We start from the raw sequence: 22,849 nt of genomic DNA, 5'->3' as shown, positions 1-22,849 counted from the left end.
CTAAATCAGTAACTCCCCCGCCACCGCCGCCCGCGTGGCCTTGCCGCAGAGCTGTTCCACCAGCGTCAGGGCAAACGCCAACGCGGCCCCCGAACCCTGCGCCGTGATGCAGTTGCCATCGACCACTACCGGTTGATCGACGAAGTTGCAGCCCGACAGTTGATGGCTGGCCGAAGGCAGGCACGTCATGCGCCGCTGGCGCAACACGCCAAAGGCTTGCAAAGCCAGGGCCGGCGCTTCGGCGATAGCGGCGAACAGCCGGCCGGCGGCGGCCTGGTCCTTGATCAATTGTTGCAAGGGTTGATGCGCAGCCAGATGCTGCGCCCCTACAGCGCCGCCCGGCAGAACGATCAAATCAAATGGCTGGGCCAGTAAATCCACCAGCATCGCATCGGTGGTCAAGCGAGTGCCGCGCGCGCATGTCAGCATGCGCCGCCCCTCGATGCTGGCTACCACCACCTCCACCTTGGCGCGGCGTAGCACATCGACCAGGGTCACTGCTTGCAGGTCATCGATGCCCTCGGCGAGGGTAATCAAAGCTCTAAAGGTCATGAGTGCAATCCACGGAATGATCTTTAAAGCGTAGTCAGCTTTCCCGCCCCTTGTTCGAGCCCAGCCGTTACTTGATGTAAAGCTGCGTCGACATTTTATTGCCCGGCGCGTTGATCGAGGTGTTGCTGAAGGTGAATGTGCCCTCTTGCTTGCCCGCGAGATCGAAGACGTACAGATAGCCGACGGTTTTTCTGCCGACGGTGCAATCGGTCAGGTTGCCGTTATCAAAAGCACAGACCGGCGTCCGGGTTCCATTTACTGCAAAACCGTCCAGTGCGACATGCGGCTCACGCCCGTAGCCGACTTCCAGCACAAAAACCCGGATGTTCGGCCCAGTGTGATCGCAGCGTGTCTGCGCCAGCCCTTCGGCAATGTCCTCAAAACCGCAGGCCGGCGATTCGACCTTGAGCACTTTCAACTGAGTCAACGGTGGTGCCGAGGCCGCCGAGACGGTTTGTGCACCCAACGCCAACAAAAATCCTATGCCGATAAACAGACGCTTTTTCATGCGTGACCCACCCCAAAAATCAGCGCGCAGTATGGCTGACTTGGGCCAAACGCAAAACATCGACGACGATCACTGCCATCAGCAGCCATAACCCTGTGCTGCTGGTATGATGCGCGGCTTTTTCCGACCGATAGAAAATTCCCAGGCGCCTGCAGTGGTCTGTGCTTTGCTGTTGAGGTCAATACATTCACGGCGCCGGGCGCGCCACGGGGAGCAGACATGCTGGAAAGGCTGTTTCAACTCAAGGCACACAACACCAACGTACGCACCGAGATTCTGGCGGGCGTCACGACCTTCCTGGCCATGGCCTACATTCTGTTCGTCAACCCGAGCATCCTCGGCGAGACCGGCATGGACAAGGGCGCGGTGTTTGTCGCGACCTGTCTGGCAGCCGCCATCGGCTCCACGATCATGGGCCTGATCGCCAACTACCCGATCGCCCTCGCACCGGGCATGGGCCTGAACGCCTTCTTTACCTACACCGTGGTCCTGCACATGGGCCACACGTGGCAAGTGGCGCTGGGCGCGGTGTTTATCTCGGCAGTGTGCTTCTTCCTGCTGTCGATCTTCCGCATTCGTGAATGGATCATCAACAGCATCCCGCTGCCGCTACGCTCGGCTATTGCCGCTGGTATCGGGCTGTTCCTGGCACTGATCGCCCTGCACAACGCCGGCATCGTGGTCAGCAACCCGGCGACCATGGTCGGCCTCGGTGACCTGAAACAACCAGCGCCGATCCTCGCGACCCTCGGCTTCGCCCTGATCGTCGCCCTCGAAGCGCTCGCCGTGCGCGGTGCGGTACTGATCGGCATTCTCGTGGTGACCATCGCTTCGATCGCTTTGGGCTTCACCCCGTTCGGCGGCGTGATGTCGATGCCGCCTTCGCTGGCGCCGACCTTCCTGCAACTGGACATCAAAGGTGCACTGGACATCGGTTTGGTCAGCGTGATTTTCGCTTTCCTGTTCGTTGACCTGTTCGACAACTCCGGCACTCTGATCGGCGTCGCCAAGCGTGCCGGCCTGATGGGCAAGGACGGCCACATGCCGAAAATGGGCCGCGCCCTGATCGCCGACAGTACCGCCGCCATGGCCGGTTCCCTGCTGGGCACCTCGACCACCACCAGCTACATCGAATCCGCTGCTGGCGTCAGTGCCGGTGGCCGCACCGGCCTGACCGCCGTGGTCGTGGCGATCCTGTTTTTGCTCGCGCTGTTCTTCTCGCCACTGGCCGCCAGCGTTCCGGCCTTCGCCACCGCACCAGCGCTGCTGTTCGTCGCCGTGCTGATGACTTCCGGCCTGGCCGAAATAGACTGGGACGACATCACCGTTGCCGCGCCAGTCGTAATCACCTCTTTGGCCATGCCGTTCACTTACTCCATCGCCAACGGCATCGCCTTCGGTTTCATTTCCTGGACAGCCATCAAGCTGATGTCCGGTCGCGGCCGTGAACTGAACCCGGCGCTGGTGATTCTGTCGATTCTGTTTGTGATCAAGTTGGGTTGGTTCAACGCATGACTTTTGATTCCCAGGCCTACGCCGTTCAGCTCGAAGAAAAGGTCACGCGTTTGCGTGACCTGCTGGCCCCGTTCGATGCGCCGGAGCCGACCGTGTTCGACTCGCCGCTGCAGAACTTCCGCTTGCGCGCTGAATTCCGCCTGTGGCGCGAAGCCGGCGAGCGCCACTACGCGATGTTTTCCCAGGAAGACAAACGCACGCCGATCCTGATCGAAGAATTCCCCATCGCCAGCCTGCGCATCAACCAGTTGATGCCGCAGCTCAAAGCGGCGTGGCAAGCCAGTGCTGCCTTGAGCCACAAGCTGTTCCAGGTGGAGTTCCTGACCACCCTGGCCGGCGATGCGATGATTACTTTGTGCTATCACCGCCCGCTGGACGAGCATTGGCATGCCGCCGCCACCAAACTGGCGACTGAATTGAATGTCAGCGTGATCGGCCGTTCCAAGGGCAAGCGCGAAGTCATCGGTCACGATTACGTGGTTGAAAAACTGGATGTCGGCGGCCGTACTTTCAGCTATCGCCAGCCCGAAGGCGCGTTCACCCAGCCAAACGGCACCGTGAACCAGAAGATGCTCAACTGGGCTTACGACGCGTTGGGCGATCGCTGCGACGACTTGCTGGAGTTGTATTGCGGCAATGGCAACTTCACCCTGCCGCTCGCGACCCGCGTGCGCAAGGTACTGGCCACCGAAATCAGCAAGACTTCGGTCAACGCGGCGTTGAGCAACCTCAGCGAAAACGCTGTGGATAACGTCACGCTGGTGCGTCTGTCCGCCGAAGAACTGACCGAAGCGCTGAACGAAGTGCGCCCGTTCCGTCGCCTGCACGGCATCGACCTGAAAAGCTACGAGTTCGGTAGCGTCTTCGTCGACCCGCCGCGCGCCGGCATGGACCCGGACACCTGCGAGCTGACCCGGCGCTTCGACAACATCCTCTACATTTCCTGTAATCCGCAAACCCTGGCGGCCAACATCGCCCAACTGCACGACACGCACCGCATCACCCAATGCGCGATGTTCGATCAGTTCCCGTGGACCCATCACATGGAATCCGGGGTGTTGTTGACCCGGCGGTGATTGCGGATGCCAAACATAAAAAAGCCGTCTCTAATGACGGCTTTTTTGTTTTTTAACCGAATCACCCCGGCTGATTTTTTCGAAACTCCGTCGTGGTGATGCCCTTATATCCCCAGTTATCGGTGTCGATTTCCTCGATCACGATGTGGGTCAGCTCCGGTGGTTTGCCGAGGACGCGCTGTAGGGTCTCGGTGATTTCGGCGATGACCTGGGCTTTCTGCTCTCGGGTAACGCCATCGCGGGTAATACGTACGCTGACAAAAGGCATGCTGCTTCTCCTGCTCGCTGATTAAGAAAGGCTGACCACTCCAAACTCACTGTATCTGTGTGCAAGCATTTGATAAATACTGATTCACACACTTCATTTGATCCCCGGTGTAATCAATCATGCAGCGACAATTCGACGATCTTCAGTTGGGCAGCATCGAGCTGTTTTGCCTGGCCGCCGAGGCTGGCAGCTTCACTGCTGCCGCGCTGGTGGCAGGCGTCACGCCGGCTGCCGTGAGCCGCTCGGTGTCGCGCATGGAAGAACGCCTGGGCGTACGGCTGTTCGCGCGCACCACCCGCAGCGTCAAAATGACCGACAGCGGTCGCCGTTATTACGAAGAATGCCGTCAGGCACTGGCGCAATTGGTCGAAGCCCAGCGCGAAGTCATGGGCCAACAGCAAGTGCCGTCCGGGAACCTGCGGATCAGTATCCCGACCACCTATGCCCACCATCGAATCCTGCCGTTGTTGCCGGCGTTTCGCGCGCGGTTTCCAGCGGTGAAGGTCGAGTCGCACATCAGCAATCGCAACATCGATTTTGTCGGCGAAGGCTATGACATGGCGATTCGCGTGCGGGCGATCCCGGATTCCGGCCTGATCGCTCGGCCGCTTGAGGACGCAGCCCTCGTAATGATTGCCAGCCCCGATTACCTCAAGCTGGCCGGCACACCGCAAACCCTCGACGATCTGCAACAACACGAATGCATTCAGTACGAACTGCCCAGCAGCGGTCGGCGCATTGCCTGGCTGTTCAACGACAATGGCGTGGAGCGGGAGATTCTGGCTGAGGGCAACTTCAGTTGCTCTGACGATGTGTTGGGCGGCGTGACATTGGCAAAAAACGGCGCGGGATTGTTCCAGACCTATCGGTTCATCGTCGAGAAAGAACTCGCCGATGGCTCGCTGGTGGAAGTGCTCAAGCCTTATGGCGGACGCTCGCGGCCCTTTACATTGCTCTACCCGCAAAGTCGCCATATGCCTCTACGGCTGAGGGCGTTTATCGATTTTCTGGTAGAGCATTTACCCCGATAAAAGATCGCAGCCTGCGGCAGCACCTACAGAAAAATGCGCTCCCTGTAGGTGCTGCCGCAGGCTGCGATCTTTTGCTTTGTTCGATTACCGAACACAATAGCTTGCGATCAGACCTCTTTAATTGACCAAACTAACTAGCTAGTACAATTTATCTCCACAGGCTGAAACCCTCGGCCAATGCCAAAAATAATAAGTGGAGAAACACCGATGCCCCCGATCATTCTGGTGCTCAACGGCCCGAATCTGAACCTGCTCGGCACCCGTGAACCGGCGACTTACGGTCACGAAACCCTCGCTGACATCTCCGCCCTCTGCGGCCGCGCCGCCGAAGAGTTCGACCTGGCGGTGGAGTTTCGCCAAACCAACCATGAAGGCGAATTGCTCGACTGGATTCACGCCGCCCGTGGCCGTTGCGCCGGGATCGTGATCAACCCCGCCGCCTGGACGCACACCTCGGTGGCGATCCGCGATGCATTGGTCGCCAGCGAACTGCCAGTGATCGAAGTGCACTTGTCCAACGTCCATGCCCGTGAAGCTTTCCGTCATCACTCGTTCGTCTCGGCGATTGCCACCGCCGTGATGGCCGGTTTCGGCAGCCATGGCTATCGCCTGGCGTTGGAGCATTTCAGTCTGCGTCTGAAGGGGTGAGCATCGTGAAGCAGAACCACACGGTATTGGCCGGACTGATCGGTGCCGGCATCCAGGCTTCGCGCACCCCGGCTTTGCACGAACATGAAGGCGATGCCCAGGGCTTGCGGTACCTCTATCGCCTGATCGACCTCGATCAATTGCAACTCGACAGTAACGCCCTGCCCGATTTGTTGAATGCCGCCGAACGCATGAACTTCACCGGGCTGAACATCACCTTTCCGTGCAAGCAGGCGATCATCCCGCTGCTCGACGAATTGTCCCCAGAAGCCCGAGGCATTGGCGCGGTGAACACCGTCGTCCTGAAGGACGGCAAACGCATCGGCCACAATACCGATTGCCTGGGTTTTGCCGAGGGCTTTCGCCGTGGCTTGGAGGGCGTCGCCATTGAACGGGTAGTACAAATGGGCGCCGGTGGTGCCGGTGCCGCAGTGGCCCACGCGCTGTTAAGCGAAGGCGTACGGCAACTGAACATTTTCGATGTGGAAATCAGCCGCGCCCAGAGCCTGGCCGACAACCTCAATCAACATTTCGGCAGTGGTCGTGCGGTGGCCGGACATGATCTGGCGCTGACTCTGGCCGAAGCCGACGGCCTGGTGAACACCACGCCAATGGGCATGAAAAAACTGCCGGGCATGCCGGTGCCGGTCGAGATGCTTCGGGCGCAGTTGTGGGTGGCGGAGATTGTTTACTTCCCGCTGGAAACCGAACTGCTGCGCAACGCCCGCGCCTTGGGTTGCCGCACGCTGGATGGCGGAAACATGGCAGTGTTTCAGGCGGTGAAAGCGTTCGAATTGTTCAGCGGTGTGGTGCCGGATGCCCAGCGAATGCTGGCGCATTTTCAAAGCATGAAGGGTTGAAAAAGCAAAAGATCGCAGCCTCGTTTCACTCGACAGCTCCTACATGGGGTTTGCTATAGGCGCTGTCGAGTGAAACGAGGCTGCGATCTTTTAATAAAGCATCAAGCCTGCAAATACCGCAAAACCGACTCGCAAATCATCTCGCGATGACGCTGCTTGATGCGTTCGTCCGGCAAGTCGATCTGAAAAATCTCACCAAAGGTGTGGCGGTTCGAGACGCGATAGAAGCAGAACGAACTGATCAGCAAATGCACATCCAGCGGCTCAAGGCCCGCGCGGAACAGCCCTTCTTCGGCGCCACGGCGCAAAATCACACCCAGTGAGTCGAGTACGGTGTTGTTCATTGCCTTGATCGCATCGGAGCGCTTTACATACTCGGCGTTGTGAATGTTCTCGATGCTGACGATGCGCACAAAATCGACGTTGCGATCATGGTGATCGAAGGTGAATTCCACCAACCGCCGAATGGCTTCCACTGGCGCCAGCTCGGTCAGGTGCAAACGATTTTCGGTGCTGCGGATATCGCCGTAAAGCTTCTCCAGCACCTCGACGTAGAGTTGCTCCTTACTGCCGAAGTAGTAATAGATCATCCGTTTGGAGGTGTGGATTCGCTCGGCGATGGCATCGACGCGCGCACCGGAAAGCCCCTGCTGAACGAACTCGACAATGGCTTCTTGAAGGATGTTCTCGCGGGTTTTTTCCGGGTTGTTCTTGCGACTCTTGCGCGGCTCGGCAACAGGTTCGTCGGGCGTTACGGAGAGTTCTGAAGTCATTGTCATTGCGGGCTCACGGCCATCACTGCACAAGCTGGCGATTATGGGCTGCGCCGCACACTGAAGGAAGCCATGCGGCAATGGATTACCCCCGCGGTTACGAATTTCCTACAACTTCGCCTGACGGACGGCACCACTTCGAGACTTGGCCATGGCCGCCAGTCGCACCGCGACGTTGGCTGCGCCGTAACCGGCATAGCCGTTCTTGCGCTGGATGATCTCGAAGAAGAACCGCCCCTCGAACGGCTCGGTATAGACATGAAACAACTCCCCGCCCTGCGCGTCCCGGTCATACAGAACGTTGTAGTACGCCAGCTCGCTGAGGAATTCGTCATCGAAATCGAACCGCGCCGCCAGGTCATCGTAGTAGTTGAGCGGAATATCCAGCAGCGGGACGCCCGCCTCTTTGGCCCGACTGACCTCGGCAAAGATATCGTCGCAATCAAACGCAATGTGATGCACGCCGGACCCGCGATAACTCGACAGTGCGTGTGAGATCGCGGTGTTGCGGTTCTCGGAAATGTTCAACGGCAGACGAATCGAACTGTCACGACTGCGCAATGCACGGCTCTTCACCAGGCCATAAGGATCGGGCAACACCACTTCATCGTCGGCCTCAAAATCCAGCAGGCTCTTGTAGAACAGCACCCAACTGTCGAGGCTGTCGGCGGGTAGCGCCATCGCCATGTGGTCGATGCGCTTGAGACCGCCGCTGGCCGCCGCGTTCGGCTGCAGGTTGAAGTCGGTGCCATAGACGTCGGCGTGCTGATCCACCAGGTAAATCAGGCTGCCATCCGGCGCGCGCACCGCGGCAAGTTCCAGCTCATTCGGGCCGACGAGCCCGCGATAGGGCTGACCTTTGTAAGCCACGGCCCGGGCCAGCGCACTGGCGCTGTCTTTGACCCGTACGGCGGTAGCGCACAGCGATGGGCCGTGCGCTTCGAAAAAGCTGTGGGCGAACGAGTACGGTTCGGAGTTTAGGATCAGATTGATATCACCCTGACGCAGCAGACTGACGCTTTTGGAGCGATGCTGGCCAGCCTTGACGAAGCCCAGGCGTTCCAGCCAATGGGAGAGCTTGGCGCCGAGGCTTTCGTCCACGGCGAATTCGAGAAACTCGATACCGTTGTACTCGCTGGCCTTCGGCGTCTCGAACAGAATGTCGAGGTTGTCTGCCGGTTTGGCTTCCTGCTCCAGGCGCTGACGGGTTTTCTCTTCGAGGTACAGCAGCGAGCGCAAACCGTCGGCGGCATTGGCTCTTGGCGGCGCGGCACGGAAACCGTCGTTGAAGATCTCCAGCGATAACGGCCCGGTGTAGCCACTCTTGATAATCGGTGCGAGGAAGCCCGGCAAATCAAATTCGCCCTGACCCGGGAAGCAGCGGAAATGCCGGCTCCACTCCAGCACGTCCATGGCCAGGATTGGCGCATCGGCCATTTGTACGAAGAAAATCTTGTCGCCGGGAATCTCGGCGATGGCACTCGGATCGCCTTTGAGCGACAGCGTGTGGAAGCTGTCGAGCAACACACCAAGGCTCGGATGATCGGCCTGTCGGACGATGTTCCACACCTGTTGATACGTGTTGACGTGACGCCCCCAGGCCAGCGCTTCGTAACCAATGCGCAAACCGCGAGCACCGGCGTGTTCGGCCAGCAGACGCAAGTCGTCGACTAAAATCTGTTCATCACCGATGGAGTCGGCCGACGCATTACTGCACACCAGCACCAGGTCGGTGCCCAGTTCCTGCATCAGGTCGAACTTGCGCTCGGCCCGCTCCAGATTGCGCGACAGACGATCACGGCGGCAGCCTTCGAAATCCCGGAACGGCTGAAACAGGGTGATGGCGATCCCGAGATCGGCGCACATCTGTTTAATTTCCCGAGGGCTGCCGTCGTAGTAGAGAAGGTCGTTTTCGAAAATCTCGACACCGTCAAAACCGGCGGCGGCAATGGCTTCGAGTTTTTCCGGCAGGGTACCGCTCAAGGACACGGTGGCAATGGAACGCTGCATGTTTCGACTCCCGGTGTTGTTTTATGCAGGAGCTGCCGCAAGCTGCGATCTTTTGATCTTGCTCTTAAAACAGAATCAAAAGTCGCAGCCTGCGGCAGCTCCTGCAGGGATCGCGTTTTATCTTGAGTAAATTATTGGCTTCTCAATCTCTCACAGCAATTCAAAGTGTACTACCCGGTTAGTTTTGTGTTCGATTATCGAACACAATGGCCGTTGGCGAATTGACGATTTTTCGTCCACTGCCCAACATCGACTGCACATTGAGTCCGGACACACACCAACGGCCACGATGACCAAAACACCAAATAACAAATTCAAAAAACGGGTGGTACACATGATTCCTTCCCAAAGCTCACGCATGGCTCCGGCCGTGAACGTCACTGCCGGTGGCATCGGCGATAAAATCCGCGGCGCCATGGCCGTCGGCAAAACCCGTTGGGGCATGCTGGCGCTGGTGTTCTTCGCCACCACCCTGAACTACATCGACCGCGCCGCCCTCGGCGTCATGCAGCCTATCCTTGCCAAGGAAATGAGCTGGACGGCGATGGACTACGCCAACATCAACTTCTGGTTCCAGGTCGGCTACGCCATCGGTTTCGTGCTGCAAGGCCGCTTGATCGACCGGGTCGGCGTCAAGCGCGTGTTCTTCTGCGCCGTGCTGCTCTGGAGCATTGCCACTGGCGCCCATGGCCTGGCCACTTCAGCGGCCGGTTTCATGGTCTGCCGCTTCATCCTCGGCCTGACCGAGGCCGCCAACTACCCGGCCTGTGTGAAAACCACACGCCTGTGGTTCCCGGCGGGCGAACGCGCCGTGGCCACTGGCATTTTCAACGCTGGGACCAACGTCGGCGCGATGTTCACCCCGATGCTGCTGCCGCTGATCCTGCACGCATGGGGTTGGCAAGCAGCGTTCCTCTGCATGTCGGCACTGGGCGGCATCTGGCTGGTGTGCTGGGGGCTGAAGTATTTCAACCCGGAAGATCACCCAAGCGTTAAACAGTCGGAACTGGACTACATCCAGAAGGAAGTCGAGCCGGAACAAGCCCGCGTGCCGTTCTCGAAAATCCTGCGCATGCGTGGCACCTGGGCCTTCGCCCTCGCCTACTCGATGACCGCGCCGGTGTTCTGGTTCTACCTGTACTGGCTGCCACCGTTCCTCAATCAGCAATACAACCTGGGCATCAACGTGACCCAGATGGGCATCCCGTTGATCATCATCTACCTCACTGCCGACTTCGGCAGCGTGGGTGGCGGGATCCTGTCTTCGTTCCTGATCGGCCGCGGAATCAACCCGATCAAGGCGCGCCTGATGTCCATGTTCCTGTTCGCCTGCTGCATCATCGGCGTGATCATGGCAGCCGGTTCAAGCAGCCTGTGGGTCGCAGTGTTCGCCATCTCCCTGGCCATCGGTGCGCACCAGGCCTGGACCGCAAACATCTGGAGCCTGGTGATGGATTACACGCCCAAGCACATGATGAGCACGGTGTTCGGTTTCGGCGGCATGTGCGCGGCGATTGGCGGGATGTTCATGACCCAGTTGGTCGGCCATATCCTGACCGTCACCAACAACAACTACACCGTGCTGTTCACCCTGATCCCGGCGATGTACTTCATCGCGCTGGCCTGGATGTACTTCATGGCACCGCGCAAGATTCCGGACGTCACTGAATAAAACGCCATCCCCCCGGTAGGAGCTGCCGAGTGAAACAAGGCTGCGATCTTTTGATCTTGTTTTTTAAGATCAGGATCAAAAGATCGCAGCCTGCGGCAGCTCCTATACAGGCCGCTCGTTTCCGTTTGAGTTAACGACGGCTTTGCTGCCAGGCCGCCGCCAGGCCACTGCAGCAAATCACGGCGATCCCGAGCACGGTGGTCACGGTCGGCGTATGGGAAAACAGCAGCCAGCCCAACAGACCGGCAAACACAATCTGGCAGTAGCTGAAAGGTGCCAACAGGGCCGGTGCGGCAAGGCGAAAAGCTTGGGTCAGAAACAGGTGCGCGGTCATCCCGCACGCCCCCAGCGCCAGCATCATCGCGCCATGCGTCAGGCTCGGCATTTGCCAGAAGAATGGCACCAGCGCACTCATCACCAAGGTGTTGCACAGGCCGGCGAAGAAGTTGCTGGTGGTCGGGCTGTCGATATCACTGAGCTTGCGGGTCAGCAGTTGATAGAAGCAGAAAAACAGCGCCGAACAGAACGGCAGCAGCACCGCCGGGGTGAACAACTCTCCACCGGGGTGAACGATGATCAGCACCCCGCTAAAGCCGAAAATCACCGCCAGCCACTGGCCGCGCGTGACTCGCTCCTTCAGCAGTGGCACCGATAACGCTGTCACCAGCACTGGCGCGAGGAAGTTGACCGACGTCGCCTCGGCCAGCGGGATGTACATCAGCCCGGTGGTGAAAAACAGGCTGGTACCCAACAGGCATAGCGCCCGGATCAGCTGAAGCAACGGCCGTTTTGTGCGTAGGACGCGCAGCCCGGATTGCGGCAGAAAAATCCCGGCCATCAGCAAGGTGTGCACCACGTAGCGCGCCCAGACCACCATGACAATCGGGTAGAACCCGGAAAGGTATTTTGATATCGCGTCATGGCTGGAAAACAGGAAGGTGGCGACAACGATCAGCAAGATGCCTTTGAAGGGCTGATTGACGCCGGATAGCGGGGTGCTGACGGTCATTGAGTTTCCTTTTTCCCAAAATCAAAAGCTGCGCGGGCAAGCCTTGCTCCTACAGGTTCCATGTTGACCGTGTGGAAGCCCGGCTTGCCCGCGAAAGGTGCGCAGTACCGATTACAGCCGCGCCAACAATTCCCGGGTTTTATCCAGCGCCATCTGCGCCCGCTGCAACCCGCTGACGCCCTGCTCCAGCAGGTGCACGGTGGGAATCTCCAGGCTCAATGGAATGTTAGCCGGCAAACAGCGCAACAGCCCCGGCAGATCACAATCGCCATCGCCGGGAAACCGCCGCTCGTTACGCGCCTGACGCAAAATCTCGGCCATGTCTGCCGGACCCGGCCCGGCAACATCGCACAACTGCGCATACCGTAACCGTGATGGGGCAACCCTGGCCAGATCTTCCAGCCGTGAACCGGAACGGTCGAAGTGGAACGCGTCCACCAGCACCGCACCGTTTTCGCGCTCGGCGTTCTCGACAATGCGCACGGCTTGCTGAAGATTGCGCGCATCGGTCCAGGGCATGAACTCCAGGTGTGGATGCAGGCCATAAGGGGCTGCCAGATCACAGAGTCGAGCGAAGTTTTCCGTCATCCGCTGTTCGTCAGAATCGTTACCGGCCACCAGCAATTCTGTCGCGCCAAATTCAGCACCGACTGCCAGAACTTTCTCGAATTCGGCGACGACGGTGTCCGGTTTCAATCGCAAGATTTCAACATCCAGCACACGGATGCCGGTATCGCGCAAACGCGCCAGGGTCTGGCGTCGCAAATCCGCATCGGCCACCAGGGCAAAATGATGTTCCTCCGGTGTCGCCGGCACCAGGCGCAAGCCGACGTGGCTGTAACCGGCGTGCGCCGCGACTTCGACCATGTCCGGCGGTGACAACTCCAGCACGGTCAGACTTGCGAGGGAAAAAATTCGATCGCTCATGGTCAAGCCTCAATCAAGGACGGTGTGCGGGCGCGGCCGGTTTCGGCGGCTTCACGGATGGCTTCAATCAGCGCCAAAGTGCGGGCGGCATCGGCGGCACTCACCAACGGCTCGACCTCCCGACGCGCAACGCGCACGAAGTGCTGCAACTGCAAACGCAAGGCTTCATCAGCACTGAAACTTTCCTGTGTCGCCTGCAACGATTGATGCCAGCCACCATCGGCTTCGGTGTAGTGCCAGCGCTTGAGTTGCGGAATGCTCAGCGCGCCTGCGGTCCCTGCCAGCAAGTAGCACGGCTGATCGGCCTGACGCGGATACACCGGGTTCTCGCCGGAATCCAGCTCCCAACTCCAGGGCGCCGCCACCGCATCGGAGCCGGTCACGCTGCCCAGCGCACCGTTATCGAATTGCAGCAGCACCGCCGCGCAATCTTCGTTGGCAAAGCCACGGACGGCGTTGCTGGTGATGGCCTGAACCTGGCGCACTTCGCCACACAAATGCCGCAGCAGATCGAGGTCGTGGATCAAGTTGGTCAACAGCATTCCCGCTCCGGACTCGCGGCGCCACGGCGTCTCGAAGTAAGTGTCGGGTTTGCGCAACTGCCAGAGTGCCGTGATCGTGGTCAGCCGTCCCAAGGCGCCGCTGTGGATAAGCTCATGGGCGCGGACGATCAACGGATTATGCCGACGGTGATGCCCCACCAGCACCGGTACGCCCGTGGCTTTCGAAGCCGCTACCAACTCGCGGACTTCATCCAGGTGAACGCCCACCGGTTTCTCCAGTAGCACCGGCACACCAGCGGCAATGCAATCGAGGGCCGTGCTGACGTGCAACGTATTCGGGTTGGCGACGATGACGGCGTCCGGTTTCACCTGCTCCAGCATCTGACAGTGATCGGCGAAATACGCCACCCCCCATTCGGCCGCGAGACTTGCCGCTTGCGGACCGGGATCAGCCACGGCGCACAAACTCGCTTCGGTCAGGGTTTTCAGATGCTGATAATGCTGCTGACCCATGTTGCCAGCGCCAATCAGGGCGATTCGAAGGGGCGAACTCATGCTGAGGTCCTCTTGTGCTTATTGTTGGAAGAGAATTCCAATAATTTAGAACCGAGTTCCACAATCTTACATACACCAACAATGAAAGTGTTCGAACAGCGCACAGCTTCAACCTGACACCCGCTCTTTGCAGGCGCTGCCGAAGGCTGCCCCTACAGTGGTCGCGTCGGACAAAAGGACTTAGCTGAACAATTCCGAAGCCAGGCTCGCCGCCGACAATTCTTCAGTAAACGCCAACAACAACGGCGCCAGTTCATGCAGCCGCGCGCCCGGCATCCGCGCACTCGGTCCGGCAATACTGAGCACCCCGATCACCCGGCCATCAGCCGGATGGCGCACCACTGCCGCAATCGCCGAAGTGCCCACCGCCGAACTTTCCTCGACACAGGCGTAGCCTTGCTCCCGCGCCAGGCGCAGGCGCTCCAGCAATTCAATGTTGGAGCGCGGCGCATTCGGCCCCAGCTCCAGCGGCTGATTCACGGCCTGGCGCTCCACCAGCGACAAAGCCTCGGCATCACTCATGCATGCCAGCCACGCATGGCCTGAAGCGGTGTAAAACAGCGGCGCATCGCGGCCCATGTCCGGGTCGTAACGCAGGCCGGAACGGGCGCCCTGGGACTTGGCGATCCACGTCTGCCGCTCACCGTCGATCACCCCGAGACGCACCAGTTCGCCGGTCTCCTGAGCCAGCCGATCGAGCACTGGCTGCACGATATCGGCGCCGCTGTTGGAGAGATAACGGAAACCCATTGCCACCAATTTGGTCGACAGGTGGTAACGCAGATTCTCCGGATTTTGTCGCACATAACCCAGGCGGATCAGCTCCGCGAGCAGGCGGTGAGTCGCGCTCTTGGGGATGTCCAGTTGCTCCGCCAACGTCTGCATCGGCAGGCCACGAGGGTCGCTGGTAAGGCTTTCAAGCACACTGAAAACACGTTCTATCTGACTGCCGGCCATGGGAGTTTCCACACGAAATTTGCCCGATTCTAGAAGACAACCAGCCGAATGCGAAATCTGGAACCGAATAACCGATAACCGCCCGCTTTAACGCATCCGGGACTTGCCCAGCTCAGCCATGCTCTTATATTTTCTGGAATCGAATTCCAAAATAATAATCTGCTGGAGATCAACTAATGCCCGCCGAACCGCACTTTCTTCCTGACATCGATTGCGATGTGCTGATTGTCGGCTCAGGCGCGGCCGGCCTGTCGGCAGCCGTCACTGCGGCATGGCACGGGCTGAAAGTCATCGTCGTAGAAAAAGACCCGGTATTCGGCGGTGCGACAGCGTGGTCTGGCGGCTGGGCGTGGGTGCCGTGCAATCCTTTAGCCCGACGTGCCGGCATCGTTGAAGAAGTGGACCTGCCGCGTACTTACCTGAAACACGAACTGGGCAAACGATTTGATCCGGCAATGATCGATGCGTTTCTGGAAGCCGGCCCGCGCATGGTGGCGTTCTTCGAACAGCACACTTCACTGCAATTCGCCGACGGTAATGCCATTGCCGATATCCATGGCGACACGCCGGGCGCCGGCACCGGTGGGCGCTCAGTGATCGCCGCACCCTATGACGCACGAAAAGTCGGCAAGCTGCTTAAGCGTCTTCGCAAAACCATGCGGGAAACTTCGTTCATGGGCATGCCGATCATGGCCGGTGCGGACCTTACAGCTTTTCTAAACCTGACCCGTTCGTTGCCGGCGGCCTGGCACGTCACCCGGCGTTTCACCCGTCACCTGTTTGACCTCGCCGTACAGGGTCGGGCAATGCAATTGGTCAACGGTGTGGCGCTGGTGGCACGTCTGGCGAAGTCCGCCGAAGACCTCGGCGTGCTGCTGTGGGAATCGGCGCCGGTGACTGAGTTGCTGCGCGAAAACAATCAGGTGTGCGGCGCGGTGATCAGCACCATCAAGGGATCGGTGCGCATCAAAGCGCGCAACGCCGTGGTGCTGGCGGCCGGTGGATTTGCCAATGACATCGAACGACGCAAGGCACTTTTCCCGCGCACACCCACCGGCCATGAGCACCTGGCCTTGCCGCCACTTGCCGTGTCCGGCGATGGGTTGCGATTGGCAGAAGGCGTGGGCGCTCAGGTAAATACCGACATGGCCTCCCCTGTCGCCTGGGCTCCGGTTTCGCAAGTGCCGCACAGCGACGGCAGCATCGGTCATTTCCCGCACATCATCGAGCGCGGCAAGCCGGGAATCATCGGCGTATTGAGCAATGGCCTGCGCTTCGTCAACGAAGCCAACGGTTACTACGACTACGTCACCGCCATGGTCGCCGCTGCCCCGCCGGGTGCAGAAGTCGCCTCGTGGCTGATCTGCACCCATGGCTTTCAGCGCCGTTATGGCCTGGGAATCTCTCGGCCCTTTCCGGTGCCGCTGTCATCCTTTATCCGCAGCGGCTATCTGAAAACCGGCAACACCCTTGAGGAATTGGCATCAGCCTGCGGCATCGACCCGGGCGGATTACGCAGCACCGTAGCGGACTACAACCGTCACGCACGCAACGGTGAAGATCCATTGTTCGGGCGCGGCACGACCCCCTACAACCGCAAACAGGGTGATGCGGCGCAGCAACCTAACCCGTGCGTCGCGCCCATTGAACAAGGCCCGTTCTATGCCGTGAAGGTCCAGCCAGGCTGCTTCGGCACCTTCGCCGGGCTCAAGGTCAATCAACACGCCCAGGTCCTCGACGACTCCGGCCAGGCCATCAGCGGGCTGTACGCGGCGGGCGGCGACATGGCCAGCATCATGGGTGGGCATTACCCCGCCGGCGGCATCAATCTTGGCCCGGCACTGACCTTTGGCTACATCGCCGCGCGCCACATCGCAGGTATCACCGCATACGAACAGGAGATCGACCATGCAGCACATCGTTAATGCCCAGGGATTGAACATGCCCAAGCTCGGACTCGGCACCTGGCCGATGCTAGGCGAAGAATGCACCCACGCTGTGGAGCAGGCTTTGGCATTGGGCTATCGGCATATCGATACGGCGGCGGCTTACAACAACGAGGACGCGGTCGGTCAGGCGCTGGCGAACAGTCCGACGCCTCGTGATCAGATCCACCTCACCACCAAGGTCTGGTGGGACCAACTGCAACCCGATTCCATGCGTCACTCCATGGACCGCAGTCTCAAGGCTTTGCGCAGCGAATACGTCGACCTGTTCATGATTCATTGGCCGACCACCGATTGGGACTTGCCGCGCACAATCGAAACGCTGGTGTCGATCAAGGAACAAGGTCTGGCCCGCAACATTGGTGTGGCGAACTTCCCACTGCCGCTGTTGCGCAAAGTCGTCGAGGAACTGGGCGCGCCGCTGTCAGCGATCCAGGTCGAATACCACGTCTTGCTCGGCCAGAACGCCTTGCTGGACTATGCCCGTCAGCACGAACTGGCGCTGACGGCCTACTCGCCGCTGGCACGCAACAAGGTTTCCGATGTTCCGCAGATTCGGCAGATCGCCGCGAAACATGGCGTGCTACCGACTCAAGTAGCGCTCAAATGGTTACTGGATCAACCGAACGTGGCCGCCATTCCCAAGGCCAGCAGCGAGGCCAATCAACTGGCCAATCTCGCGGCGCTGCACGTGCAACTGGATGACGAGGACCGAGCATTGATCGCCAGCCTGTCCAAACGCGAGCGTCTGGTCAGCCCGGACTTTGCCCCGGCGTGGGATGCATTCGACGAATAAACCGTCGCCTGACGGAATTCGTTGGGTTATCCGTGTTCAATACAAGCCTGAAATGTTCTCGGCAACCTGTCAGGGGTTGCCGGGAATCGGGGCGTGCGCGTCAAAAGCCGGACGACCGGACTGGCGCCGCTCCCACTCAGCGGCAACACTCATCGCACGGACAAACTGAGGATTCTCACATGCTATGGAAAAAAGGCCGACGCAGCGACAACGTGGTCGATGCCCGTGGCGATGATGTCGGCGGCGGTGGCGGCGGGATGCGCTTTGGAGGCGGCAAGGGCCTGAGCCTGACCGCGATCATCCTGATCGTCGGGATCGGCTGGATCACTGGCCAGGACCCATTGCAGATCCTCGGTCAACTGACCGGGCAAACGAGCCAGCAATCGGCACCGACCACCAGCCAGACCCGCAAGGCGCCACCGGCCAATGATGAAGGGGCCGAGTTCGTCCGCTCGATCCTTGGCGATACCGAAGACACATGGGGGCAGATCTTCCAGCAGGCCGGCCGGCAATATAAAGAGCCGACCCTGGTGCTATTCAGTAATCGGGTCAATTCGGCCTGTGGTCTGGCGACCTCGGCAACCGGCCCGTTCTATTGCCCGGCCGACCAGAAGGTCTATCTGGACATGGCGTTTTTCCAGGAGATGTCGCAACGCTTTTCCGCCGCGGGCGACTTCGCCCAGGCCTACGTGATCGCTCACGAAGTCGGACACCACGTGCAGACCTTGCTCGGTGTTTCCGCGAAAATTCAGGCAGCCCGCCAGCAGGGCCGACAGATGGAAGGCGATGGCGGCTTGCTGGTGCGTCAGGAACTGCAGGCCGATTGCCTGGCCGGGGTCTGGGCCAACAATGCGCAGAAACGCCTGAACTGGCTGGAACCGGGTGACATCGAAGAAGCATTGAATGCGGCAAACGCCATCGGCGACGACCGTTTGCAGCAACAGGGTCAAGGCCGCGTGGTGCCTGATTCATTTACCCATGGTACGTCGGCGCAACGGGTGCGCTGGTTCAAAACCGGTTTCGCCCAAGGCCAGGTTGGCCAGTGCGACACCTTCGCGGCGAAAAATCTGTAAATGAAAAAATGGTTGTTGGCGTTACTGATCACCTGCACAAGTACTTGGGCCGCCGAGCATGGGGTCAAAGAGGTCAGTCCGGGGCGCCTGTTGTTGAAGGCCGGTGAAATGGCGGTGGGCATCAGCCCGGCGCCGGCCAAAATCGAGCGAGTGCTGATCATCGTTCACGGTCGTTTGCGCAATGCGCAGACCTACCTGCAGAGCGGCGAACACGCAGCGGAACTGGCGGGGCAAAGCGCGACGACGCTGGTGATCGCCCCGCAATTTCTCAATGAAACCGACGTTGCGATGCACCCAATTGCCGATACGGTGTTGCGCTGGCAGGGCAATGAGTGGATGGCCGGTGGCGACTCCACAGCGCCGCTTCGAATGAGTTCCTACGAGGCACTGGACGAAATCGTCGCCCGCCTGGGTGATCGCGAGCAGTTTCCGGATGTGAAGCAAATCGTTATCGCCGGCCACTCGGGCGGCGCTCAGGTGGTTCAGCGTTACGCCATGCTGGGGCACGATCAGCCGGTTCTCGACGCTGCCGGTGTGCAGGTGCGCTACGTGATTGCCAACCCGTCTTCCTATGCGTATTTCGATGAGCGTCGACCTGTCGCTTTCAACCATGCCAAGTGCCCGGATTTCAATCGGTGGAAATATGGCCTGACCGATTTGCCCGCCTACGCCGAAGGGAAAACGCCTGCGCAGCTGCAAGAAAGGTACGTCAAACGCGACATCGTTTATCTACTAGGACAACAGGACATCGACCCGAATCATCCGGCACTGGATAAGGGTTGCGAAGCCGAGGCACAGGGCGCTTATCGATTGGCCCGTGGGCGTAGTTATTTCGAGTATTTGAAGCGGTTGCAGCCACAAGGATTGAATCAGCAGCTGATCGAAGTGCCCGGGGCCGGGCATGACGGGTATGGGATGTTTACATCACCGGAGGGGCAGAAAGCGTTGTTTCAATAAAAATCAAAGATCGCACTCCCCCTGTAGAAGCTGCCGAAGGCTGCGATCTTTTGATCTTGAAAAACTAGACCAACAACATCTGCCGCAACGCCAGACAATCCGCCGCATGCCAATCAGTCAATTCCGGCCACGGATTATCCGGCAAATTCACCAACACGGTCCGCGCGCCCGCCGCTCGCCCGCAATCCAGATCAAAGCGGTAATCACCGACCATCACCATCTCACTCGCCGGCACATTCCACGCTTCGGCCAGTTTCAGCAAACCACCGGGATGTGGTTTCGGCGGTGCTTCGTCACGGCCCAGCACATCTTCAACAGCAAAGCAGTCCGCCAGGCCGATGGCCTCCAGCGTGACATGCGCCAGCTCACGGGCATTGCGCGTGAGGATGCCCAGACGATAACCGCGCCCGGCCAATTCACGCACAAGTGCCACGGCACCCGGTGCCGGTTTCGACCCGAGCGCGAGATCCCTCTCATGCTCCAGCAACCACGCATGCTTCGCTGCTGCTTCTTCAGCCGGCAACGCGGCAAGGTGGGTCAGGATGTCGTCTTCGGCAGGGATCGCCAATGCCACGCGAATGGCCGCGAAATCATGCACGGCCACCGTCAGGGTGCCGTCCATGTCGAACACCCAGTGGCGCACATCGGCCAGGCTCATGCCCAATCCTTGCGATGACGAATCAGGCCTTCCTGAGTGACCGAAGCCACCAGTTGCCCAGCGCGGTTGAACACGCTGCCACGGGAGAACCCACGGGAATTGCCGGCCCACGGGCTGTCCATCGCGTACAGCAACCAGTCATCGGCGCGCAGATCGGCGTGGAACCACAACGCATGATCAAGGCTGGCAACCTGCATGTCCTTGTGCCAGACCGATTTGCCATGGGGCTGCATCGAGGTGGTCAACAGACCGAAATCCGAGGCATAGGCCAGCAGGTATTTATGCAGTGCCGGGGAATCGGCCAAGGCGCCATCGGCGCGAAACCAGACGTACTTGATCGGATCGGAAGGCAGCGGGTTGTAGGGATCTTTCTCGGTGATCGGTCGGAATTCGATCGGTTTGGGGCACAGCAGTTTTTCGCGCATCTTCTCGGGGATCAGGTGCGCGCGTTGCTGAGTCAGTTCCAGCTCCGATGGCAGGTTTTCCGGGCCGACCACTTTCGGCATTTCGGTTTGATGCTGGAAGCCTTCTTCGTCGTACTGGAACGAAGCGCTGCAAGTGAAGATCGGGTGGCCCTTCTGGATCGCCGTCACCCGGCGCGTGCTGAAACTGCCGCCATCGCGCACCCGGTCAACCTGATACACCACCGGTAACGCGGCATCGCCCGGACGCAAGAAGTAGCCGTGCATCGAATGCACATGGCGCGCCTCTTCGACAGTCTGACTGGCGGCCGACAGGGACTGGCCGAGTACCTGGCCGCCGAACAACTGACGGAAACCCAGGTCCTGGCTGCGGCCACGGAACAGGTTTTCTTCAATCGGTTCCAGGGTCAGCAGGTCGACCAGATCATCCAACACTTGGCTCATTCAGACTCTCCTCACACAACGCAATGCCGCGCAGTCTTGGCTGCGGCGGCCGATTCAGTTTCTGGCCAGGGCCGATGGGGCCATTGTAAACGTCCGAGCCGGCTTATCCATGCAAGGTTTGCAGCCATTGTTCACGGCTGATGCGATACAGCACGTGGTGACGCAGGGGATGATCGACGATCAGGTTCGGGTGTTCGAAGTCATCGGCCGGGGCATGATGCATGCCGATGGCCTGCATGACTTTCTGCGATGGCAAGTTGCTGTCGGCGGTAAACGAGACCACCTCGTTCAGCGCCAACCGGTCAAACCCGCAACGCAGAGCGGTCCACGCCGCTTCACTGGCATAGCCCAGCCCCCAATGTTCCCGCGCCAGACGCCAGCCGATCTCGATGGCCGGGGTGAACGGTGCATCGAAACCCACCACACCGAGCCCGGTAAAGCCAATGAACTGCCCGGTGTCCTTGCGTTCCAACGCCCACAAACCGAAGCCATGCTCGGAAAAATGACCTCTGATTCGCCCGATCAATGAAGCACTTTCCAGTCGACTCAGCGGCTCCGGAAAATAACGCATGACCTGAGGATCGGCACACATCGCCGCAAATTCCGGCAAATCCTCATCGCGCCACTGCCGCAACAGCAATCGCGCGCTCGCAAGTTCCAGTATCGGCTCCATCGTGTTCCCCCGTTTCCATGTCGCAAGTCTACAACGCTGGTAGGATCCTTCATTCATTCCTGAATGAAATCATCATGCCCCTGCCGTTGATCTATCACGAAGACTACAGCCCCGAATTTCCGGCGGATCACCGCTTCCCCATGGACAAGTTTCGCCTGCTGCGTGATCACCTGGTGGACAGCGGCCTGACCCGCGACACTGACCTGCTGCGTCCCGAACTGTGCCCGGCGGAGATTCTCGCTCTCGCCCATGACCCTTCGTATATCGACCGCTACATGGGCGGCGAATTATCCCGCGAGGATCAGCGCCGACTTGGCTTGCCATGGAGCGAAGCGCTGGCCCGGCGCACGGTGCGCGCGGTCGGCGGCTCGATTCTGGCGGCCGAACAGGCGCTGGAACATGGCTTGGCCTGTCACCTGGCGGGCGGCACCCATCATGCGCACTACGACCATCCGGCCGGGTTCTGCATCTTCAATGACCTGGCGGTGATCAGCCATTTCCTGTTGGAAAGTGGCCGGGTGAATCGGGTGCTGATCTTCGATTGCGACGTGCATCAGGGCGACGGGACTGCACGCATCCTGCACAACACCCCGGAGGCGATCACCGTTTCCCTGCATTGCGAAAAGAACTTTCCTGCACGCAAGGCCGAAAGCGACTGGGACATTCCATTGCCCAACGGCATGGGCGATGCCGATTACCTGAAGGTGGTGGATGACGCACTCAACTATTTGTTGCCGCTCTATCAGCCGGATCTGGTGCTGTACGACGCGGGTGTCGATGTGCACAAGGACGACGCCCTTGGTTACCTGAAGCTGACAGATGAAGGCGTCGCCGCCCGCGACGAAAGCGTGATGCGCCATTGCCTGGGTCGCGATATTCCGGTGGTTGGAGTGATCGGCGGCGGCTACAGCAAAGACCGCCAGGCCCTGGCCCGCCGCCACGGCATCCTGCATCACAGCGCGCAGCGGGTCTGGGAGTCTTCAGGTTGTCACTGAGTTGTGGATGCTTTTACCCAC

At 59.7% G+C, this 22,849-nt stretch carries 23 protein-coding genes; 11 read left to right on the top strand and 12 right to left on the bottom strand.

What is annotated here, in order from left to right:
• Complete coding sequence (locus KUF73_RS14680) at window positions 1-552, bottom strand: DJ-1 family glyoxalase III (protein ID WP_218438771.1); 552 nt, start codon at window positions 550-552, stop codon at window positions 1-3.
• 67 nt (window positions 553-619) lie between these two features.
• Complete coding sequence (locus KUF73_RS14675; protein ID WP_218438769.1) at window positions 620-1,060, bottom strand: DUF4879 domain-containing protein; 441 nt, start codon at window positions 1,058-1,060, stop codon at window positions 620-622.
• 219 nt (window positions 1,061-1,279) lie between these two features.
• Here KUF73_RS14675 and KUF73_RS14670 point away from each other — a divergent pair, with 219 nt between their 5' ends.
• Together KUF73_RS14670 and trmA are read left to right on the top strand one after the other, a co-directional pair.
• Window positions 1,280-2,575, top strand: coding sequence for an NCS2 family permease (locus tag KUF73_RS14670; protein WP_218438767.1), 1,296 nt, complete (start codon window positions 1,280-1,282; stop codon window positions 2,573-2,575).
• On the top strand, window positions 2,572-3,651 hold the full coding sequence (gene trmA / locus KUF73_RS14665; protein WP_218438765.1) for a tRNA (uridine(54)-C5)-methyltransferase TrmA: 1,080 nt from the start codon (window positions 2,572-2,574) through the stop codon (window positions 3,649-3,651). The genes KUF73_RS14670 and trmA overlap by 4 nt, the downstream gene beginning before the upstream one ends.
• Before the next feature lie 61 nt (window positions 3,652-3,712).
• Here the strand turns inward: trmA and KUF73_RS14660 are convergent, their stop codons facing one another.
• The gene (locus tag KUF73_RS14660; protein ID WP_034148192.1) at window positions 3,713-3,919 is read right to left on the bottom strand and encodes a 4-oxalocrotonate tautomerase family protein; all 207 of its coding nucleotides are present in this window, start codon (window positions 3,917-3,919) and stop codon (window positions 3,713-3,715) included.
• A gap of 119 nt (window positions 3,920-4,038) precedes the next feature.
• Between KUF73_RS14660 and KUF73_RS14655 the strand changes: the two genes are divergently transcribed.
• The 3 genes from KUF73_RS14655 (at window position 4,039) to KUF73_RS14645 (ending at window position 6,458) form a co-directional block, all read left to right on the top strand.
• A complete protein-coding gene (locus KUF73_RS14655) occupies window positions 4,039-4,950 on the top strand; it encodes a LysR family transcriptional regulator (protein ID WP_218438763.1) in 912 nt (303 codons plus the stop codon).
• A gap of 207 nt (window positions 4,951-5,157) precedes the next feature.
• Window positions 5,158-5,598, top strand: coding sequence for a type II 3-dehydroquinate dehydratase (gene aroQ, locus KUF73_RS14650; protein WP_218438755.1), 441 nt, complete (start codon window positions 5,158-5,160; stop codon window positions 5,596-5,598).
• 5 nt (window positions 5,599-5,603) lie between these two features.
• Complete coding sequence (locus tag KUF73_RS14645; protein WP_218438754.1) at window positions 5,604-6,458, top strand: shikimate dehydrogenase; 855 nt, start codon at window positions 5,604-5,606, stop codon at window positions 6,456-6,458.
• A gap of 101 nt (window positions 6,459-6,559) precedes the next feature.
• Here the strand turns inward: KUF73_RS14645 and KUF73_RS14640 are convergent, their stop codons facing one another.
• Entirely contained in the window at window positions 6,560-7,237 is a 678-nt protein-coding gene (locus tag KUF73_RS14640; protein WP_218438752.1) for a TetR/AcrR family transcriptional regulator, read from the bottom strand.
• A gap of 102 nt (window positions 7,238-7,339) precedes the next feature.
• Window positions 7,340-9,241 carry a 3-dehydroshikimate dehydratase QuiC gene (gene quiC / locus KUF73_RS14635; RefSeq protein ID WP_218438744.1) on the bottom strand — a complete coding sequence of 634 codons (1,902 nt, stop codon included), beginning with the start codon at window positions 9,239-9,241 and terminating at the stop codon, window positions 7,340-7,342.
• A 334-nt stretch (window positions 9,242-9,575) separates the two neighbouring features.
• Here quiC and KUF73_RS14630 point away from each other — a divergent pair, with 334 nt between their 5' ends.
• Window positions 9,576-10,913 (top strand): MFS transporter, encoded by a 1,338-nt coding sequence (locus KUF73_RS14630; RefSeq protein ID WP_218438743.1) that lies wholly within the window; start codon window positions 9,576-9,578, stop codon window positions 10,911-10,913.
• Between the two features lie 130 nt (window positions 10,914-11,043).
• On the opposite strand, the gene KUF73_RS14625 is transcribed toward KUF73_RS14630, so the two are convergent.
• The 4 genes from KUF73_RS14625 to KUF73_RS14610 all read right to left on the bottom strand — a co-directional run bounded on the left by KUF73_RS14625 (window position 11,044) and on the right by KUF73_RS14610 (window position 14,864).
• On the bottom strand, window positions 11,044-11,922 hold the full coding sequence (locus KUF73_RS14625; protein WP_218438741.1) for a DMT family transporter: 879 nt from the start codon (window positions 11,920-11,922) through the stop codon (window positions 11,044-11,046).
• Window positions 11,923-12,033: 111 nt separating this feature from the next.
• Complete coding sequence (locus KUF73_RS14620) at window positions 12,034-12,849, bottom strand: sugar phosphate isomerase/epimerase (RefSeq protein WP_218438740.1); 816 nt, start codon at window positions 12,847-12,849, stop codon at window positions 12,034-12,036.
• A gap of 2 nt (window positions 12,850-12,851) precedes the next feature.
• Entirely contained in the window at window positions 12,852-13,907 is a 1,056-nt protein-coding gene (locus KUF73_RS14615) for a Gfo/Idh/MocA family protein (protein ID WP_218438738.1), read from the bottom strand.
• 180 nt (window positions 13,908-14,087) lie between these two features.
• Complete coding sequence (locus KUF73_RS14610) at window positions 14,088-14,864, bottom strand: IclR family transcriptional regulator (RefSeq protein WP_218438720.1); 777 nt, start codon at window positions 14,862-14,864, stop codon at window positions 14,088-14,090.
• 176 nt (window positions 14,865-15,040) lie between these two features.
• On the opposite strand from KUF73_RS14610, the gene KUF73_RS14605 reads away from it, so the two are divergent.
• The 4 genes from KUF73_RS14605 (at window position 15,041) to KUF73_RS14590 (ending at window position 19,636) form a co-directional block, all read left to right on the top strand.
• Window positions 15,041-16,789, top strand: coding sequence for an FAD-dependent oxidoreductase (locus KUF73_RS14605; protein ID WP_218438718.1), 1,749 nt, complete (start codon window positions 15,041-15,043; stop codon window positions 16,787-16,789).
• A complete protein-coding gene (locus KUF73_RS14600; RefSeq protein ID WP_218438716.1) occupies window positions 16,773-17,606 on the top strand; it encodes an aldo/keto reductase in 834 nt (277 codons plus the stop codon). Before KUF73_RS14605 ends, KUF73_RS14600 begins: the two co-directional genes overlap by 17 nt.
• Window positions 17,607-17,785: 179 nt before the next feature.
• Window positions 17,786-18,679 carry a neutral zinc metallopeptidase gene (locus KUF73_RS14595; RefSeq protein ID WP_218438715.1) on the top strand — a complete coding sequence of 298 codons (894 nt, stop codon included), beginning with the start codon at window positions 17,786-17,788 and terminating at the stop codon, window positions 18,677-18,679.
• The gene (locus KUF73_RS14590) at window positions 18,680-19,636 is read left to right on the top strand and encodes an alpha/beta fold hydrolase (protein ID WP_218438713.1); all 957 of its coding nucleotides are present in this window, start codon (window positions 18,680-18,682) and stop codon (window positions 19,634-19,636) included.
• A 64-nt stretch (window positions 19,637-19,700) separates the two neighbouring features.
• Here KUF73_RS14590 and KUF73_RS14585 read toward each other — a convergent pair whose 3' ends face one another.
• From KUF73_RS14585 to KUF73_RS14575, 3 genes are all read right to left on the bottom strand, one after another.
• On the bottom strand, window positions 19,701-20,294 hold the full coding sequence (locus KUF73_RS14585; RefSeq protein WP_218438712.1) for an HAD family hydrolase: 594 nt from the start codon (window positions 20,292-20,294) through the stop codon (window positions 19,701-19,703).
• Window positions 20,291-21,160 carry an acyl-CoA thioesterase II gene (gene tesB, locus KUF73_RS14580; protein ID WP_218438711.1) on the bottom strand — a complete coding sequence of 290 codons (870 nt, stop codon included), beginning with the start codon at window positions 21,158-21,160 and terminating at the stop codon, window positions 20,291-20,293. The genes KUF73_RS14585 and tesB overlap by 4 nt, the downstream gene beginning before the upstream one ends.
• A gap of 103 nt (window positions 21,161-21,263) precedes the next feature.
• Window positions 21,264-21,833, bottom strand: coding sequence for a GNAT family N-acetyltransferase (locus tag KUF73_RS14575; protein WP_218438703.1), 570 nt, complete (start codon window positions 21,831-21,833; stop codon window positions 21,264-21,266).
• Window positions 21,834-21,907: 74 nt separating this feature from the next.
• On the opposite strand from KUF73_RS14575, the gene KUF73_RS14570 reads away from it, so the two are divergent.
• Window positions 21,908-22,828, top strand: coding sequence for a histone deacetylase (locus KUF73_RS14570; protein ID WP_218438701.1), 921 nt, complete (start codon window positions 21,908-21,910; stop codon window positions 22,826-22,828).
• Window positions 22,829-22,849 lie beyond the last annotated feature (21 nt).

The sequence above is a fragment of the Pseudomonas sp. PD9R genome (assembly GCF_019200975.1).
Lineage (GTDB): Bacteria > Pseudomonadota > Gammaproteobacteria > Pseudomonadales > Pseudomonadaceae > Aquipseudomonas.
Note: the sequence above shows the minus strand (reverse complement) of the source record. Positions and strands in the feature narration are given on the sequence as shown.

Excerpts from the sequence above, each read along its gene's own strand:
- KUF73_RS14680 (WP_218438771.1), bottom strand. The coding sequence starts at position 552 with ATGACCTTTAGAGCTTTGATTACCCTCGCCGAGGGCATCGATGACCTG.
- KUF73_RS14675 (WP_218438769.1), bottom strand. The coding sequence starts at position 1,060 with ATGAAAAAGCGTCTGTTTATCGGCATAGGATTTTTGTTGGCGTTGGGT.
- KUF73_RS14670 (WP_218438767.1), top strand. The coding sequence starts at position 1,280 with ATGCTGGAAAGGCTGTTTCAACTCAAGGCACACAACACCAACGTACGC.
- trmA (WP_218438765.1), top strand. The coding sequence starts at position 2,572 with ATGACTTTTGATTCCCAGGCCTACGCCGTTCAGCTCGAAGAAAAGGTC.
- KUF73_RS14660 (WP_034148192.1), bottom strand. The coding sequence starts at position 3,919 with ATGCCTTTTGTCAGCGTACGTATTACCCGCGATGGCGTTACCCGAGAG.
- KUF73_RS14655 (WP_218438763.1), top strand. The coding sequence starts at position 4,039 with ATGCAGCGACAATTCGACGATCTTCAGTTGGGCAGCATCGAGCTGTTT.
- aroQ (WP_218438755.1), top strand. The coding sequence starts at position 5,158 with ATGCCCCCGATCATTCTGGTGCTCAACGGCCCGAATCTGAACCTGCTC.
- KUF73_RS14640 (WP_218438752.1), bottom strand. The coding sequence starts at position 7,237 with ATGACAATGACTTCAGAACTCTCCGTAACGCCCGACGAACCTGTTGCC.
- quiC (WP_218438744.1), bottom strand. The coding sequence starts at position 9,241 with ATGCAGCGTTCCATTGCCACCGTGTCCTTGAGCGGTACCCTGCCGGAA.
- KUF73_RS14630 (WP_218438743.1), top strand. The coding sequence starts at position 9,576 with ATGATTCCTTCCCAAAGCTCACGCATGGCTCCGGCCGTGAACGTCACT.
- KUF73_RS14625 (WP_218438741.1), bottom strand. The coding sequence starts at position 11,922 with ATGACCGTCAGCACCCCGCTATCCGGCGTCAATCAGCCCTTCAAAGGC.
- KUF73_RS14620 (WP_218438740.1), bottom strand. The coding sequence starts at position 12,849 with ATGAGCGATCGAATTTTTTCCCTCGCAAGTCTGACCGTGCTGGAGTTG.
- KUF73_RS14615 (WP_218438738.1), bottom strand. The coding sequence starts at position 13,907 with ATGAGTTCGCCCCTTCGAATCGCCCTGATTGGCGCTGGCAACATGGGT.
- KUF73_RS14610 (WP_218438720.1), bottom strand. The coding sequence starts at position 14,864 with ATGGCCGGCAGTCAGATAGAACGTGTTTTCAGTGTGCTTGAAAGCCTT.
- KUF73_RS14605 (WP_218438718.1), top strand. The coding sequence starts at position 15,041 with ATGCCCGCCGAACCGCACTTTCTTCCTGACATCGATTGCGATGTGCTG.
- KUF73_RS14600 (WP_218438716.1), top strand. The coding sequence starts at position 16,773 with ATGCAGCACATCGTTAATGCCCAGGGATTGAACATGCCCAAGCTCGGA.
- KUF73_RS14595 (WP_218438715.1), top strand. The coding sequence starts at position 17,786 with ATGCTATGGAAAAAAGGCCGACGCAGCGACAACGTGGTCGATGCCCGT.
- KUF73_RS14590 (WP_218438713.1), top strand. The coding sequence starts at position 18,680 with ATGAAAAAATGGTTGTTGGCGTTACTGATCACCTGCACAAGTACTTGG.
- KUF73_RS14585 (WP_218438712.1), bottom strand. The coding sequence starts at position 20,294 with ATGAGCCTGGCCGATGTGCGCCACTGGGTGTTCGACATGGACGGCACC.
- tesB (WP_218438711.1), bottom strand. The coding sequence starts at position 21,160 with ATGAGCCAAGTGTTGGATGATCTGGTCGACCTGCTGACCCTGGAACCG.
- KUF73_RS14575 (WP_218438703.1), bottom strand. The coding sequence starts at position 21,833 with ATGGAGCCGATACTGGAACTTGCGAGCGCGCGATTGCTGTTGCGGCAG.
- KUF73_RS14570 (WP_218438701.1), top strand. The coding sequence starts at position 21,908 with ATGCCCCTGCCGTTGATCTATCACGAAGACTACAGCCCCGAATTTCCG.